General features: G+C 73.0%; 17 protein-coding genes. 4 read left to right on the plus strand and 13 right to left on the minus strand.

Going from position 1 to position 15238, the window contains the following annotated elements; translation table 11 throughout:
- The first annotated feature begins 197 nt into the window (after positions 1 to 197).
- Entirely contained in the window at positions 198 to 920 is a 723-nt protein-coding gene (locus tag CS0771_RS36335; RefSeq protein WP_212846250.1) for a Bax inhibitor-1/YccA family protein, read from the plus strand.
- Positions 921 to 1177: 257 nt separating this feature from the next.
- On the opposite strand, the gene hisF is transcribed toward CS0771_RS36335, so the two are convergent.
- Entirely contained in the window at positions 1178 to 1936 is a 759-nt protein-coding gene (gene hisF / locus CS0771_RS36340) for an imidazole glycerol phosphate synthase subunit HisF (protein WP_212845189.1), read from the minus strand.
- Positions 1933 to 2856, minus strand: coding sequence for an EamA family transporter (locus CS0771_RS36345; protein WP_212845190.1), 924 nt, complete (start codon positions 2854 to 2856; stop codon positions 1933 to 1935). Before CS0771_RS36345 ends, hisF begins: the two co-directional genes overlap by 4 nt.
- A gap of 71 nt (positions 2857 to 2927) precedes the next feature.
- Between CS0771_RS36345 and CS0771_RS36350 the strand changes: the two genes are divergently transcribed.
- Positions 2928 to 3875: a LysR family transcriptional regulator gene (locus CS0771_RS36350; protein ID WP_212845191.1), complete on the plus strand. Its 948-nt coding sequence runs from the start codon at positions 2928 to 2930 to the stop codon at positions 3873 to 3875.
- A gap of 49 nt (positions 3876 to 3924) precedes the next feature.
- Here CS0771_RS36350 and priA read toward each other — a convergent pair whose 3' ends face one another.
- From priA to hisD, 6 genes are all read right to left on the minus strand, one after another.
- The gene (priA, locus tag CS0771_RS36355; RefSeq protein WP_212845192.1) at positions 3925 to 4644 is read right to left on the minus strand and encodes a bifunctional 1-(5-phosphoribosyl)-5-((5-phosphoribosylamino)methylideneamino)imidazole-4-carboxamide isomerase/phosphoribosylanthranilate isomerase PriA; all 720 of its coding nucleotides are present in this window, start codon (positions 4642 to 4644) and stop codon (positions 3925 to 3927) included.
- On the minus strand, positions 4644 to 4976 hold the full coding sequence (locus CS0771_RS36360) for a hypothetical protein (RefSeq protein ID WP_212845193.1): 333 nt from the start codon (positions 4974 to 4976) through the stop codon (positions 4644 to 4646). Before CS0771_RS36360 ends, priA begins: the two co-directional genes overlap by 1 nt.
- Positions 4977 to 5256: 280 nt before the next feature.
- On the minus strand, positions 5257 to 5886 hold the full coding sequence (gene hisH / locus CS0771_RS36365) for an imidazole glycerol phosphate synthase subunit HisH (RefSeq protein ID WP_212845194.1): 630 nt from the start codon (positions 5884 to 5886) through the stop codon (positions 5257 to 5259).
- A complete protein-coding gene (gene hisB / locus CS0771_RS36370; protein ID WP_212845195.1) occupies positions 5883 to 6497 on the minus strand; it encodes an imidazoleglycerol-phosphate dehydratase HisB in 615 nt (204 codons plus the stop codon). The genes hisH and hisB overlap by 4 nt, the downstream gene beginning before the upstream one ends.
- A complete protein-coding gene (locus CS0771_RS36375; protein WP_212845196.1) occupies positions 6494 to 7576 on the minus strand; it encodes a histidinol-phosphate transaminase in 1083 nt (360 codons plus the stop codon). The genes hisB and CS0771_RS36375 overlap by 4 nt, the downstream gene beginning before the upstream one ends.
- The gene (hisD, locus tag CS0771_RS36380; RefSeq protein WP_212845197.1) at positions 7573 to 8913 is read right to left on the minus strand and encodes a histidinol dehydrogenase; all 1341 of its coding nucleotides are present in this window, start codon (positions 8911 to 8913) and stop codon (positions 7573 to 7575) included. Before hisD ends, CS0771_RS36375 begins: the two co-directional genes overlap by 4 nt.
- A 144-nt stretch (positions 8914 to 9057) precedes the next feature.
- On the opposite strand from hisD, the gene CS0771_RS36385 reads away from it, so the two are divergent.
- On the plus strand, positions 9058 to 9741 hold the full coding sequence (locus CS0771_RS36385; RefSeq protein ID WP_212845198.1) for an LON peptidase substrate-binding domain-containing protein: 684 nt from the start codon (positions 9058 to 9060) through the stop codon (positions 9739 to 9741).
- A gap of 6 nt (positions 9742 to 9747) precedes the next feature.
- On the opposite strand, the gene CS0771_RS36390 is transcribed toward CS0771_RS36385, so the two are convergent.
- On the minus strand, positions 9748 to 10428 hold the full coding sequence (locus CS0771_RS36390) for a DUF2567 domain-containing protein (RefSeq protein WP_212845199.1): 681 nt from the start codon (positions 10426 to 10428) through the stop codon (positions 9748 to 9750).
- A gap of 123 nt (positions 10429 to 10551) precedes the next feature.
- Here CS0771_RS36390 and CS0771_RS36395 point away from each other — a divergent pair, with 123 nt between their 5' ends.
- The gene (locus CS0771_RS36395; protein ID WP_212845200.1) at positions 10552 to 11883 is read left to right on the plus strand and encodes an SUKH-3 domain-containing protein; all 1332 of its coding nucleotides are present in this window, start codon (positions 10552 to 10554) and stop codon (positions 11881 to 11883) included.
- A 126-nt stretch (positions 11884 to 12009) separates the two neighbouring features.
- Here CS0771_RS36395 and CS0771_RS36400 read toward each other — a convergent pair whose 3' ends face one another.
- The 4 genes from CS0771_RS36400 to CS0771_RS36415 form a co-directional block, all read right to left on the minus strand.
- The gene (locus CS0771_RS36400; RefSeq protein ID WP_212845201.1) at positions 12010 to 13263 is read right to left on the minus strand and encodes an SUKH-3 domain-containing protein; all 1254 of its coding nucleotides are present in this window, start codon (positions 13261 to 13263) and stop codon (positions 12010 to 12012) included.
- A 103-nt stretch (positions 13264 to 13366) separates the two neighbouring features.
- Entirely contained in the window at positions 13367 to 13978 is a 612-nt protein-coding gene (locus tag CS0771_RS36405) for a hypothetical protein (protein WP_212845202.1), read from the minus strand.
- Positions 13979 to 14051: 73 nt separating this feature from the next.
- Positions 14052 to 14624: a hypothetical protein gene (locus CS0771_RS36410; RefSeq protein WP_212845203.1), complete on the minus strand. Its 573-nt coding sequence runs from the start codon at positions 14622 to 14624 to the stop codon at positions 14052 to 14054.
- Positions 14625 to 14658: 34 nt separating this feature from the next.
- Positions 14659 to 15231, minus strand: coding sequence for a hypothetical protein (locus CS0771_RS36415; protein WP_212845204.1), 573 nt, complete (start codon positions 15229 to 15231; stop codon positions 14659 to 14661).
- Positions 15232 to 15238: the final 7 nt, after the last annotated feature.

Consider the following 15238-nt stretch of genomic DNA (forward strand, 5'->3'; position numbering starts at 1 on the left):
TTTTTTCAGGCTAATACGGGCGTGCACCCTAAGGGTCCGAAAAACGAAAAGTAAGACAAATCAGGTAACCCTCAGCTGATTGCCAGACTGCTTTACGCCGCTGTACCAGCGCTTTCGGCCTACTTCCGGCTTCTTGCGACACCGCGCCCCAGACCGCTCGACAATGGAGGTACGAGCAGCGGAGGACACCTGTGGTGATGCAGAGTTCCAACCCCGTGCTGACCCGGCGGATCGACGCACCCGTCATCCTCGACCAGCGCGGCAGAGTGACCCTGGACGGGGTGGCAGGCCGCACGCTCGTGCTCATCGCGGTGACCGTGGCCGCCGCGGCGGTCTCCTGGAACGTGCTCCGCACGCCTGCCTGGACCGGACTCGCCGCCCTCGGCTCCACCCTGGCCACACTGGTCCTGGTGCTGGTGATCACCATCAAGCAGATCACCAACCCCCTGATCATCAGCGGGTACGCCGTGCTCCAGGGCGTCTTCCTGGGCGTGGTGAGCCGGGAGCTGGAGCAGCGGTTCCCCGGCATCGTGATCCAGGCCGTGATCGGCACGTTCGGCGTGTTCCTGGCCATGGCCGCGCTGTACCGCGCCCGGATCCTGCGCGCCAGCCGCCGCTTCGCCCAGGTGATCACCGGCGCCCTGCTCGGCATCCTGCTGCTCAGCCTGCTCGACCTGGTGCTGCGCTTCTTCGGCACCAGCCTGCCCATCTACCGGGCCGGCACCGTGGGCGTGATCTTCGCGGTGATCTGCGTGATCGTCGGCGCGCTCACCTTCGTGCTCGACTTCGACCAGGTCGAACGCGCCGTGGCGGGCGGCCTGCCACCCCGCTACGGCTGGTACCTGGCCTTCGGCATGCTGGTAGGCCTGATCTTCCTCTACTGGCAGATCATCCGCCTGCTCAGCTACCTCCGCCGCTAGGAAGGAAGGGCACCTTCTTAACGCTCTGCGTAGAGGAAGGGCACCTTCTTAACCCTGGCCGGACTGCGGCGCTCGGCACCCGGGCGTTGATCGCGATCTCGTGTCGAAAGCTGTGGTCCAGCTGCACGTTTGGACACGAACTCGCGATCATCCCCACCCGCCGGCGGCACCCGCCGTCCACGCGGGCGGGACCGAACCGGACCGCGTTAAGAAGGGCACCTTCTATAACGGAAAGCGTTAAGAAGGTGCCCTTCCTTTCAGCGGATGGGGTGGCTGGCGGCCCGGAGGGCGGTCTTGACCTCGCCGATGGAGACCTCGCCGAAGTGGAAGACGCTCGCGGCGAGCACGGCGTCGGCGCCGGCCTCGACGGCGGGCGGGAAGTCGGCGGCCTTACCGGCGCCGCCGGAGGCGATCACCGGGATGTCGACCACGGCGCGCACCTCCTTGATCAGCTCCAGGTCGAAGCCCTCCTTGGTGCCGTCGGCGTCCATGGAGTTCAGCAGGATCTCCCCTGCGCCCAGCTCGGCCACGCGCCGTGCCCACTCGATCGCGTCCAGCCCCGCCGACTTGCGCCCGCCGTGCGTGGTCACCTCGAAGCCGCGGCCTTCCTTGAGGCGGCGCACGTCCAGCGAGAGCACCAGCACCTGGTTGCCGAACCGGCGCGCGATCTCGGTGATCAGCTCGGGCCGGTGGATCGCCGCGGTGTTGACCCCGACCTTGTCCGCCCCCGCGCGCAGCAGCACGTCCACATCGTCGACCGAGCGCACACCGCCGCCGACGGTCAGCGGGATGAAGACCGTCTCCGCGGTGCGCCGCACCACCTCCAGCATGGTGCCCCGGCCCTCGACAGAGGCGGACACGTCCAGGAAGGTGATCTCGTCGGCGCCCGCCGCGTCGTACGCCGCCGCCAGCTCCACCGGGTCGCCCGCGTCGCGCAGGTCCACGAAGTTCACACCCTTGACCACCCGCCCGGCGTCCACGTCCAGACAGGGGATGACCCGCACCGCGACACTCATGCCGTCGAAACTACCCGGCACCCCGCCGGGGTGACGCTTTGGTCCGGTTCCTGAGACGTGTGCCGCGTACCCGCGCCCGCCGCGCTGAGCAGCACGCCGCCCACCACCAGCGCCCCCGCCACCAGGTCCGGCGCGCCCAGCGGCTCGTGCAGCACCAGCGCCGCCGACCCCATGCCGAAGAACGGCACCAGCATCGAGAACGGCGCCACGGTCGCCGCGCCGTACCGCCGGATCAGCAGCCCCCACCCGGCGAACCCGGCCAGCGTCGAGATCCACGCGATGTACGCCAGCGCGCCCAGCCCGGCCCCGTCCAGCGCGGCAACCGCCTCGCCCACCCGAGCCGGTCCCTCGACCAGCAGCGACAGCCCGAGCAGGGGCAGCGTCGCCACGGCCGATACCCAGACCATGAAGCGCAGCATGTCCGGCGGCGCGGCGCGGCGCATCATGATGTTGGACAGGCCCCAGGCCACCGCCGCGGCCAGCACCAGCAGGAAGCCCTCGACCGGCCGGTCGGCACCCAGCCGTGAGGCGACCAGCAGCACGCCCAGCACCGCGACGCCCAGCCCCGCCCACTGCCGCGCGGCCGGGCGCTCGCCCAGCAGCCCCACCGCGAACACCGTGGTGAACACGGCCTGGCTCTGCAGCAGCAGCGACGACAGCCCGGCCGGCAGCCCGGCGGCCATCCCCCCGAACAGCAGCGAGAACTTGACGACCCCCAGCACCAGCCCGATGCCGAGGACCCACCGCCACGGCGTACGCGGCCGCCCCACGAACAGCACCGCGGGCAGCGCCGCGAGCCCGAAACGCAGCGCGCCGAACAGCAGCGGCGGCATCCGGTCCAGGCCCACCTCGATCGCCACGAAGTTGCAGCCCCACGCGGCGGCGACGGCCACGGCGAGCATCAGGTCCCTCGGTCTCATGAGCCGAGCATCGCCCGCGGCATCGTGAAGCACCATCGAATAGTTCTAAGCGATCCGTTTAGAATGACTACATGCTCGACCTCGGACGCCTGCGCGCCATCGACGCCCTGGCCCGGCACGGCACCGTGCACGCCGCGGCGGCGGCCCTGCACTGCACCCCGTCAGCCGTATCGCAGCAGCTCGCAAAGCTGGAACGGGAGGCCGGCACGGTGCTCTGCCACAAGGACGGGCGCGGGCTGCGCCTGTCCGACGCCGGGCGGCTGCTGGCCGAGCACGCCGCGCTGGTGCTCGCCGCCGCCGACACCGCTGCCGCCGCGCTCGACGCCTACCGGGGCGAGGTGGCCGGCGAGGTCACCGTGGCCTGCTTCGCCACCGCCTGCCGCGGCCTGCTCCCGCCCGCCCTGTCCGCGCTGGCCACGGCATACCCCCGGCTGCGCCCCCGGGTCATCGAGACCAACCCATACGAGGCGCTGCGCGACCTCGACCGCGGCCGCGTCGACGTCGCCGTCATCGACGACTGGCGCGAGGTCCGCCTGCACCTGCCGGCCGGGGTCTCCTCCACGGTCCTCGGCGAGGACACCGCCGACCTGGTCGTACCCGCCGACCACCCGCTGGCCACGGCAGGCCCCGGCCCGCTGGACCGCGCGGCGCAGGAACGCTGGATCGCCTCGCCCGAGGGCACCATCTGCCACGACTGGCTGGTCCGCGCCCTGCCCGGCCTGCGCCCGGCCTACCTGGTCGGCGAGTTCGAAACCCAGCAGGCCCTGGTCGCGGCAGGCCTCGGCGTCGCCCTGCTCCCCCGCCTGGCCCGCCTCACCACGGCCCCCGGCACCGTCGTCGTCCCCGTCGACCCCGTCCCGACCCGCCGCGTCAGCGTCACCTGGCGCACCCCCAACTACACCCGCCCCGCCGTCAAAGCCGTCATCACCGCCATAACCCAGGCCTGGTCCACCCGCACCACCGCCCGCACGGGTCAAGATCCATTTGATCTTGCGCGAAGTGTTGCCCTTTTGTCCTGAAAGGGCGTGTCGCACCCACGGTACGCGCAAGATCGACGCACTTGAGCGGTCAGGCGAGGGCGGTGAGGGCTTCCTCGATGGTGAAGGCGCCGGAGTAGACGGCCTTGCCGGTGATGACGCCCTCGACGCCGAGGGGTTCCAGGGTGGCCAGGGCACGCAGGTCGTCGAGGGTGGAGACGCCGCCGGAGGCGATCACCGGTGCCGAGGTCGCGGCGCAGACGTCGCGCAGGAGCTGGAGGTTGGGGCCCTGGAGCATGCCGTCCTTGAGGATGTCGGTGACGACGTAGCGGGCGCAGCCGGCCTTGTCCAGGCGCTCCAGGACCTCGTAGAGGTCGCCCGCGTCCTTGGTCCAGCCGCGCACGGACACGGTGCGGCCGCGCACGTCCAGGCCGACCGCGACCCGGTCGCCGTACTCGCCGACGACCCGGTCGCACCACTCGGGATCCTCCAGGGCGGCGGTGCCGATGTTGACCCGGGCCGCGCCCGTCGCCAGGGCCGCGCGCAGGGACTCGTCGTCGCGGATCCCGCCGGTCAGCTCGACCTTGATGTCCAGGCGCGCGATCGCGTCGGCGAGCTGCGCCGCGTTGGAGCCACGGCCGAACGCCGCGTCGAGGTCGACCATGTGGATCCACTGCGCCCCGGCCGCCTGGAAGGACAGCGCGGCGGTGAGCGGGTCGCCGTAGGACGTCTCGCTGCCGGCGGCGCCCTGCACCAGGCGCACCGCCTGCCCGTTGACGACGTCCACGGCGGGCAGCAGATCCAGGGCCATCAGGAACTCCTTCGGTCGAACGCGACGATCACGAACACGGGCAGGGCCAGCACCAGCAGCAGCGACAGCGCCACCGCCAGCGCCGTCGAGGGCACCAGCTTCCAGATCACGAACAGCACCAGCGCGGCGACGACGGCGATCACGGCGCGCTCGGTGGCGGTGCGCCGCGCCGACAGGCGGCCGGTGCGCCGCTTACGCAGCTCGTACAGGCTCAGGCGGCGCCACACGGCACGGCGCGCCATCCGCCGCCCGGCACGCCGCTCCTCGGCGGCGACGGCAGCCCGCGCGGCGGCCTCCCGCGCCTCCCGCCGCAGCTTCCGCTCTTTACTCATGCCGCCGCTCCGCTCCGCTGCGCGTCGTCATGAGTCTCCACTGCACCACCGATTCGCTCGCTGCACTCGCTCATGCCGCCGCTCCGCTCCGCCGCGCGTCGTCATGAGTCTCCACTGCACCACCGATTCGCTCGCTGCACTCGCTCATGCCGCCGCTCCGCTCCGCCGCGCGGCGTACCGGGCCCGCACCGCGGCACCGTCCCGCTCGCTCACGACTCTGCTCCGCTCGTCGCCTCGCCGTACGGGACCCCGCACGGCGAGGCGAGCCTAGCGAGCGGGCTCACAGCGTGGCGATCCAGTTGCGCAGGACGCTCGCGCCGATCGCGCCGGACTTCTCCGGGTGGAACTGGGTGACCGCCAGCGGCCCCCGCTCCGCGGCGGCGACGAACGTCGCGTGCTCGTGGGTCGACGTGGTGACCAGGGCGACCCCGTCCAGGTCGGCGCTGGGCAGGGCGGCGTACGAGTGCACGAAGTAGCAGCGCGCGTCGGCCTGCACGCCGGAGAACAGCGTCGAGCCGGCGGGCGCGTCGAGCAGGTTCCAGCCCATGTGCGGCACGCGCCGCGCGGCCAGCCGGGTCACCGTGCCGGGCAGCAGGCCCAGGCCCTTGGTGACCACGCCGTGCTCGTCGCCGGAGTCGAACATGACCTGCGCGCCGACGCAGATGCCGAGCACCGGCCGCCCGGCCATGACCCGGTCGGTGATGACCGGCCCGGCCTGGGCCGCCTCGATCCCGGCCATGCACGCCGCGAACGCGCCGACACCGGGCACGACGAGGCCGTCGGCCCGCTCGGCGGCGGCCAGGTCGGGCGTGACCAGCACGTCCGCTCCGGCCGCTTCGAGGGCCCGCTGCGCCGATCGCAGGTTGCCCGACCCGTAGTCGAGCACCGTCACCTTCGGTTTGGCCGTCACAGAACCCCCTTGGTGCTGGGCACCGCGCCCGCGCTGCGCGGGTCGATCTCGACGGCGGTGCGCAGGGCGCGGGCGAGCGCCTTGAACTGGCCCTCGACGACGTGGTGCGCGTCGGGCTTGGTGCCGGGCCGGGCGGCCCGCAGCACGGACACGTGCAGCGTGACCTTGGCGGTCTGGCCGAAGGACTCGAAGATGTGCCGCGTCATCGACGTCGGGTAGACCGGCCCGATGTACGGCGCGAGGTCCATCGGCTCGTCGTGCACCACGTACGGCCGGCCGGACAGGTCCACGGCGGCCTGCACCAGCACCTCGTCCATGGGGACGACGGCGTCGCCGTAGCGCCGGATGCCGGCCTTGTCGCCCAGCGCGATGGCGAACGCCTCGCCGAGCGCCAGCGCGGTGTCCTCCATGGTGTGGTGCGCGTCGATCTCGAGGTCGCCCTCGGTGCGCACGGTCAGGTCGAAGCCGCCGTGCCGGGCGATCTGGTTGAGCATGTGGTCGAAGAAGCCGACCCCGGTGCTGATCTCACCGCGGCCCGTGCCGTCGAGGTCGATCTCGACGAGGACCTTGGTCTCCTTGGTGACCCGCTCGACGCGTCCGGTCCGGCTCATGCCTGCAGCTCCTTCATGGCGTTCAGGAAGGCGGTGGTCTCGGCGTGGGTGCCCGCGGTGACCCGCAGCCAGCCGGGCAGGCCCACGTCGCGCACCAGCACGCCCTGGTCGAGCAGGGTCCGCCAGGCGGCCTGCTGGTCTTCGAAGCGTCCGAACAGGACGAAGTTGGCGTCCGAGTCGGCCACGGCCCAGCCGCTCAGGCGCAGCTCGGACACGATGCGGTCGCGCTCGGCCTTGATCGCCTCGACGGTGCCCAGCAGCACGTCCGCGTGCGCGAGCGCGGCGCGGGCGGCGGCCTGGGTGAGCGCGGACAGGTGATACGGCAGGCGCACCAGCTGCACCGCCTCCACGATCGCCGGGTGCGCGGCCAGGTAGCCGACGCGGGCCCCGGCGAAGGCGAACGCCTTGCTCATGGTCCGGCTGACCACCAGGCGCGGGTGCCGGTCCAGCAGCTCCAGCGCGCTGGGCGTGCCGGGGCGGCGGAACTCGGCGTACGCCTCGTCGATCAGCACCAGGCCCTCGGTCTCGGCCAGCACCGCCTCGACGATCGAGAAGTCCAGCGCGGTGCCGGTCGGGTTGTTCGGCGAGCACAGCAGCGTCAGCGCCGGCCGGTGGCGGCGCACCTGCGCCACCGCGTGCTCGGCGGTGAGCCCGAAGTCGTCGCCGCGGCCGCCGTCCACCCAGGTGGTGGCGGTCCCGGCGGCCAGCAGCGGATGCATCGAGTACGCCGGGCCGAAGCCCAGCGCCACCCGCCCCGGCCCGGCGAACGCCTGGAACAGCTGCTGCTGGATCTCGTTGGAGCCGTTGGCGGCCCACAGCTGCTCGGCGGTCAGCCCGTGCCCGCAGTAGGCGGCCAGGTCGGCGCGCAGCTTCACGGCGTCCCGGTCGGGGTAGCGGTTCAGGTCGGCGATCTCCCCGGTGATCGCGCGGCCGACCGCCCGCACCACCTCGTCGGGCAGCGGGTACGAGTTCTCGTTGGTGTTCAGCCGCACCGGCACGTCGAGCTGCGGCGCGCCGTACGCGGTGCGCCCGCGCAGCTCCTCGCGCAGCAGCCCCTGCACCCAGTCGTGGTCGCTCATGCCGCGTTCTCCCTCTCGAAGCGCGCGGTCACGGCCTCGCCGTGCGCGGGCAGGTCCTCGGCGTTGGCCAGCGCCACCACGTGGTGCGCCACGTCGCGCAGCGCGTCCTGGGTGTACTCCACGACGTGGATGCCGCGCAGGAACGACTGCACCGACAGCCCCGACGAGTGGCGCGCGCAGCCCGCCGTGGGCAGCACGTGGTTGGAGCCGGCGCAGTAGTCGCCCAGCGACACCGGCGCGTACGCCCCCACGAAGATCGCCCCGGCGTTGCGCACCCGCATCGCCCACTCCCGGGCGTCGCGGGTCTGGATCTCCAGGTGCTCGGCCGCGTACGCGTCCACCACGCGCAGCCCCTGCGCCAGGTCGCCGACCAGCACCACGCCCGACTGCGGGCCGCTCAGCGCGGTGGCGACGCGCGCGCTGTGCTTCGTGCGGGCCACCCGCACCGCCAGCTCGGCGTCGACCGCGTCGGCCAGCGCGACCGAATCGGTGACCAGCACGCTGGCCGCCATCGGGTCGTGCTCGGCCTGGCTGATCAGGTCGGCGGCGACGTGCGCCGGGTCGGCGGTGTCGTCGGCCAGGATCGCGATCTCGGTCGGCCCGGCCTCGGCGTCGATGCCCACCACGCCGCGCACCAGGCGCTTGGCGGCGGTCACCCACAGGTTGCCCGGGCCGGTGATCAGGTCGACCGGAGCGCAGTCGTCGGCGGCGGTCAGCTCCCGCTCCGGGTCGGCCGTGCCGCGGGTGCCGTAGGCGAGCATCGCCACGGCCTGCGCGCCGCCCACGCCGTACACCTCGTCGACGCCCAGCAGCGCGCAGGCGGCCAGCACCCGCGCGTCGGGCAGCCCGGTCGCCTTCTGCGGCGGGCTCACGATCACCAGGCTGGGCACGCCCGCGGCCTGGGCGGGCACCACGTTCATGACCACGGTCGACGGGTAGACGGCCAGCCCGCCGGGCACGTAGAGGCCGACCCGGGACACCGGCAGCCAGCGCTCGGTCACCGTGCCGCCGGGCACCACCTGGGTGGTGTGGTCGGTGCGGCGCTGGTCGGCGTGGACCTTGCGAGTGCGCTCGATCGCCTCCAGCAGCGCGGCCCGGACCTCGGGCTCCAGCGCCTGCTCGGCTTCCTTGATCGCTTCCGCCGGCACCCGCAACGCGGCCAGGTCCACCCCGTCGAGCCGATGGGTGGCCTCCTTGACCGCCTCGACACCATGCTCGCGCACCCCGTCGACCAGCGGGCGGATCTGCTCCACCGCCTGGCTGACGTCGATCTGGGCACGGGGCAGCAGGTTGCGCGGATCGATGTCACGTCCACGCAGGTCGATACGGGTCAACACCCCCAAAAGTCTACTGGCGTGCCTCTTCGCCCCGGACCCGCCGCCCAGGCACTGGGACAGTGACCCGGGCCACCCCGCGACGACTTCCGCCGGTGGGCGGAACACGGGAGCGCCGTTGACACATCCCGGCGTTAGGCTCAGCCAATGACCGGGACGCTGCCGCTGTTCCCGCTGGGCACGGTGCTCTTCCCGGGCCTGGTGCTACCGCTGCACATCTTCGAGGAGCGCTGGCGCACCCTGGTGCGCAACCTGATGGAGCTGCCCGACGGCACGCCGCGCGAGTTCGGCGTGGTCGCCATCGAGCGCGGCCTGGAGGTCATGCCCCCGCCCCACGACGGCGTCGCCACCTCCGAGGTGGTGGTGCACGAGGTCGGCTGCGTGGCGCAGCTCCGTAAGATCACCGAGCTGCCGGACGGCCGGTTCGACATCGTCACGGTCGGCCAGCGGCGCTTCCGCATCACCGGCTTCGTGCCGAGCCCGCATCCCTACCCCGTGGTGGGCGTCGAGTGGCTGCCCGAGCCCGCCGCCGACGAGAACGCCGAAGGCCTCGCCCCGCGCGTGCTGTCCGCCTTCCGGGAGTATCTCGGCGTGCTGCGCGGCGGCCCCGACGACCAGCTGCCGGAGGACCCGGTGGTGCTGTCACACCTGGTCGCGGCGAGCGCCTCGCTCACCGTGGGCGACCGCCAGGCGCTGCTCAGCGCCCCCGATCCGGCGACGAGGCTGCGCCAGGAGCTGAAGCTGCTGGCCCGGGAGACGGCGCTGCTGCGCGAGGTGCGGGCCGTGCCGGCGCAGCTCGCCCAGCTCGGCCCCACCCCGGCGATGAACTGAGCGCGCTCAGCGCGCCGGGTCGAGCGGCTGGTCGCCGTACCCGCCGTACTCGTCGGTGTAGACGTCCTCGTCCTCGCCCCGGCGCAGCGACGGCCAGCGCGACCAGGCCGCCATCAGGGCGTAGCTGACCACCGCGCCGAACGCGGGGATGAGCAGCGTGCCGCCGATCGCGTACGGGAAGAAGCCCAGCTCCTTGACCGCACGCAGGTCCGGCGGCCGGTGCACGATGGTGTCCACCGGCGCGCTGGCCTTGAGCTGCTCGTACTCGACCAGGCCGATGTTGTGGCCCACCCACCAGGCGACCCAGCCCGCGATCACGGAGCCCAGCAGCACCCCGGCCAGCTGGATCGGGCCGCGCCTGGCCGGCAGCAGCACCCACGCCAGCACCGCGACGAGCACCCCGAACCCGAGCCCGAGCAGCACGAACCAGCCCTCGGCCGCGGCCAGCTCCTCCGGCTCCGGCGAGGTGTAGACCAGGCCCTGCTCGGTGCCCAGCTCGGCCATCCGCAGCGGCAGCGTCGGCGCGAACCGGTGCCACAGCAGCCCTAGCCCGATCCCCAGCACACCGATCACGGCGGCGGTGACCAGGGCCCACAGCACGTCGGCACCGTACCCGCCGCGCGCGGGCGCCGGCTCCTGCACCGGGTTGACGGGATCGCCGTAGCCGGGTGTGTCGTCGGAAAGCATGCTCGAACCGTATTCCTCTCCGCCTGGGCCCGTGTCCGCGCCGGGCACTGCTGGGCGTGATACGACCCTTCGTGCCGTGCTGCGATAGGTTGTCCAGACCGATCGCCGAACGCGGGAGCCGCAATGATTTCACAGGAACGGCTGGAGGAGATCGTCCGGCACTGGGCCGTCACCGAGACGCTGCGCCGCGGCTACCCGTGCGAGCCGAGGCTCACCGAGTTCGAGGCGGGCTGGGTCGTCTGGGCGCCCGCGCCGTCCGGCGGGCCGATCCCCGAGCCGGGCAGCGGCGAGACGGTGATCATCGACCGGGAGACCGGCGAGCTGACCGTCGTGCCCGGCCTTCCCCCGCAGGTCGCCATGAGCCGGTACGCGGGCGGCGAGCACCGCGTCACGGCGGGCGCGACGCAGTTCGGCGGGATGCCGACCGTGCCGCCGATGCCGCCGGTCCCGCCGTCGTTCGACGGCACGGTGACCCCGCCCTCCTTCGACGGGCAGCCGCTGCCGCCGCCCCCGGTCTCGCCCGTGTCGCCGTTCGGGCCGCCGCCGGTGGAGCCCGCCGAGCTGGCCCGGCGCGCCGAGGCGCTCGCCGCCGAGCTGGCGCGCCTCGGCGGCGACACGACACTGCCCCAGGTCGCGGCGGTCCTGGAGGTCGGCGGCCAGGTCTTCACCGCGCTCGGCCACACCGCCGACGCCGAACCCGACCACCACCCGGCGGTACGGCAGGCCCTGTCCGCGCTCGCCCCCGGCAACCGCAACCGGGGCGCGCACCGGCACCCGGAGCTGCTCGCGCTGTCGCGCGCGCTCTACGCGCTGGCCGACGGCGCGGCCCGCCCGGATCTGGTCGCGCAGTTGCTGTCGGGCGGGACGCTGCGGCTGACGCTGCTGCGCGAGGGCGCCGACCCGGCCGCCGCCACCCCGGCCGCCTCCTGCCACACCTGCGGCACCGTGCTGGTCAGCCTCGGCATGCGCGGCGAACTGCCGCGCGACCTGGAGACGCCCGAGCAGCCGCCCAACCCGCCCGCCGACGCCGCGGCGACCCGGGTGATCACCGCCGAGGCGGTCGCCGCCACGGTCGCCGCGCCCGGCCTGCGCCACCGGCTGCCCGTGCTGCCGTTCGTGGTGGACCTGCTCGCGCCGTACGCGCCGTTCTACCCCGTGCTGCAGAGCCGTCCCGGCGCGGCGCAGCGGGCCGAGTCGTTCACCATCGACGTCTGGGTGCGCGAACGCACCGCCGACACGCTCGGCGACGCCGCCGCCCGGGTCGGCGCGCAGCTCTACCCCATCGGCGGGGAGCCCGCCGGATATCACTCGATCATCGCCGTCGACGAGCACCGACGGGTGTTCGCGGTGGACCACGCCGGCATCTGGGTCCTCGGCGCCGACCTCCCCACCGCGGTGCAGACCCTGCTCACCGGCGGTCCCACCCCTCGGGTACGGGCCGACGGCACCTGGTGAGGCACCCCCGCGGTCCATTGTCGGCGCCGTGGGACACCGCCCGAGGGCGGTACCGGCCGCCGCAGGCCACAACTTCTGGGATGTGGGTACAACCCAGAAGTTGTGGCCGCCGGAAGGCAGTGCCGCTCAGCTCGGCAGTTCGAGGGTGCCGTCGTCGCGGACGCGCGGCATCGGGTGGCCCTGCAGCAGCACCACGAACGCGGTGTCCAGCTCCGGCCCGGCATACCACTCGCCGGCCTGATCGAGCACCCACACCCGGCCCAGCTCGTCCACCGCGATGATCGCGTCACCGGCCTGCTCCGCGCCGACCGGCGCCAGCGGGCAGCCGATCACCCCGGCGAACGCGGCCAGCGACGCCGCCGTCGCGCCGACCAGGTCACCGCCGAACTCGAACGGCCGGATCCGGTGCGCCACCCCCGGCCCACGCCGCACCGACACCAGGTACGGGAACTTCTCCACGGCCGCGCGTGCCGTGTCCAGCGGCGGGTGACCGTACTCGGCCAGCGCGGCCATGGCCAGGTCCGCCCACTCCTGCGCGGTGACCTGCCGCCCGCCGAGGCTCAGTGGCACGTCCCAGCCGCCCGCGGCCAGCGTCGCCGCGATGTCCGGGGCCAGGTGCGCCAGCGCGGCCGGGATGCCCGTCGGCGGGGCCACCGGCTCGACCACGGCCGGGGCCACCGTCTGCGGCGCGAGCCCGAAGTGGATCCACGCGGCGAGGCAGGTGTCGCACGGCCCGGCCGCCGTGCCCGCGAGCGGGTCGCCCGGGTCGCGCACCAGCGTCGCCCGCAGCTCCTGGATGTTCTGCGCGGCGGCGCGCACGCCGGCCAGGTCGATCCGGGTTTCGCCGCGCCGGGCCGCCGCGTGGTCGTGCTCGTGCAGCCAGTCCGAGAGCACCACCAGCTCGGCGTGCCGCCGCGCGCCGCGTACCAGCGAATTGGCGGGCTGCTCCGACAGCCAGGCCGCCACCAGCGGGTGGTGGTTGACGGTCTGGTCGCCCTTGGCTCCGGTCGACTCGCGCGGCACGCCGTCGGCGGGCACCAGGCGCACCGCCACGCCCGGCGCGGCGCCGCCGCCCAGGCGGCGCAGTGCCGCGAGCGGGTCCGCGGTCACCGGGGCGGGCTGCTCCTCCTCGGACCGGTACTGCTGGTGCATCCGGCGCACGTGCTCCAGCGGCACGGACGGGTACGTCATGATGCGGGCGTCGGCGCGGTCGATGACCAGGCGCGCGCCCGCCCCGGGCTCGGGTGGCCCGGCCGAGTCGGACAGCGTCCACACGATGAAGCACTCGGGGAACTCGGCGACGTAAGGCCGGTGCGAGCCGCCCGCCTCCCGGGCCAGCTGCTCGGCCACCCGCTGCGCGTCCATGGCAGTGACGGTCATCGCCATTCCTTTCGTGTGCCCGATCCAGGCCCGGTCCCCCGCGAGCCCGTTACCACCCTCCCATGACCAGCACGGGTGAGGGAAATCCGTCCAATCAGGAGTGTCACTGGATCCGCCCGGTGCCCGGCCGGCGCGGCGGGCCGAACCAGCCGGCGGCGGTCAGGAGATTCCTTGCGCTCTCCGGCCAGCGGCCAAGGCTGCCCGGGTGCGCCGCCCACAGCTCGTCGGCCGTGGCCATGGCGAGCGGCTCCGCCGAGGCGACCGGGACCGGCGAATAGTTGTCCGCCAGCGTGCGGACCGGGACGCCCATGGTCCCGCCCACGTAGACAAGGCCGTTCTCCCGGCGCAGCGACCCGCCGCGCTCCCAGGCCGCGATCAGCGGCTCATACGGGTCCGGCAGGTCGTGCGGCACGTCCGGCAGGGCGGCGAAGTGGAGCGCGTACTCGGCCATCCGCTTCTCGAACGGCGAGCCGCCACCCTTGCTGATGCCCTCGTTGACCTGCTCCACCAGCGCGGCGTCCGCGCGCACCGCGGGATCGATCTCGTGTGCCACGTCGAACCAGGCCCACAGCTCCGGGCAGTCGAGAGCACGCGCCCACAGCGCCGCACGGCGCAGGTACTCCGAGACCAGCGCCGCTCGTGACGGCGCCCGCAGGTCGTCCTGCCACCAGTTCGTGATCCGCGCGAGACGGGCGGCGAGCTGCTCGGGTGTCATCCGACGGTCACCGCCGCCAGGACCGCCCAATCACAGGGCGGCACGTTCCGTTTCACACTGCCATGTCGCCCCACTATGGACGCCCTACCCTCGCGATACGCGCCGCGACGTCCGCCTGCCAGGTGGCGTCGATCCGCGCGAGCGCCTCCTCGCTCAGGTCGTAGCGCAGCTCCGGATCGAGATACTTCTCGATCGAGTGCCGTGACACGACAAGCCCGTGGACGAAGTTGATCGTCCCAGCCTCCATGCCGAACGAACCGCCCCGTTCGTACACCTGCACGAGCGGTTCGAAGGGGTCGGGGAGATCCGGACGCACAGCGCCGAGTGCGGAGAAACGCAGCGCCCACAGGCAGTATTCGCGATGATGGAACAGGGCACCGTTCTCGATGAGCCGTTGCTCGAAGCGCTGGGCGAACTGCTCGTCCAGGTGCACGGTGGGGTCGACACACTCCGCGATGTCGAAGAACGGCCAGTTCTCCGGAACGTTCAACGTCCGGGCCCAATGCGCCGAACGGCGCAGGTACTCACGCATCAGCCGCATGCGAGAGTAGGCGCGGGTGAAGTCCTCCGGCCACACGACCGCTGCCAGCCTGTCCGCCAGCCGCATGGTCGCACTCAGATCGGCGTCAGCCGCCCCGCCCGTCATGTGTGGCCTCTCCACTCCACCGAACCCCGCTTGGTCAGTCTGCCGAGCGCTGCTGCGCGGCACCGACTCGGCGAGCGGCCTCTTCCCGGCGCTCCTCCCACCTCCGGTCGAACAGGTCAAGAGCTGCTGGGCTCAGGTCCGGCTCTGACTCACGGGCGGCATGCATCTCAGGGTGCCGCTGCGGTATGCCGTCACCGTGGCCGATGAGGATGCAGCCGGCTTCTCTGCCGAACGAACCTCCCCGCTCGTAAACCATGAGCAACGGTTCGAAGGGGTCGGACAGGCCAGGTGGCCAGGCGCGCAGTGTGGTGAAGTTCAGCATGTACGCGATCACCCGCTCGTCGATGGGACGTAGGCCCCGACCGTCCAGCTCGCCGAGCACAAAACTGGTGAACGCATCGCCAAATCCGGCGGACGGGTCCGCGGCCGCCGCGATGTCGAAAAACGGCCACGCGGTGAGGCAGTCGAGGGCCTGAGCCCACAGAGCTGACCGGCGCAGGTACTCCCGCATCAGCACGAGTCGCGAACCATTGTGGTCCAGGCTCTCCTCGAAGCGCACACGCCTGAGCCGCGCCACGAGCTGCTCGGTGCTGACGCCCGTTGTCATCGGCAGC

Origin of the sequence: Catellatospora sp. IY07-71, assembly GCF_018326265.1 — a bacterium.
Classification (GTDB): domain Bacteria; phylum Actinomycetota; class Actinomycetes; order Mycobacteriales; family Micromonosporaceae; genus Catellatospora.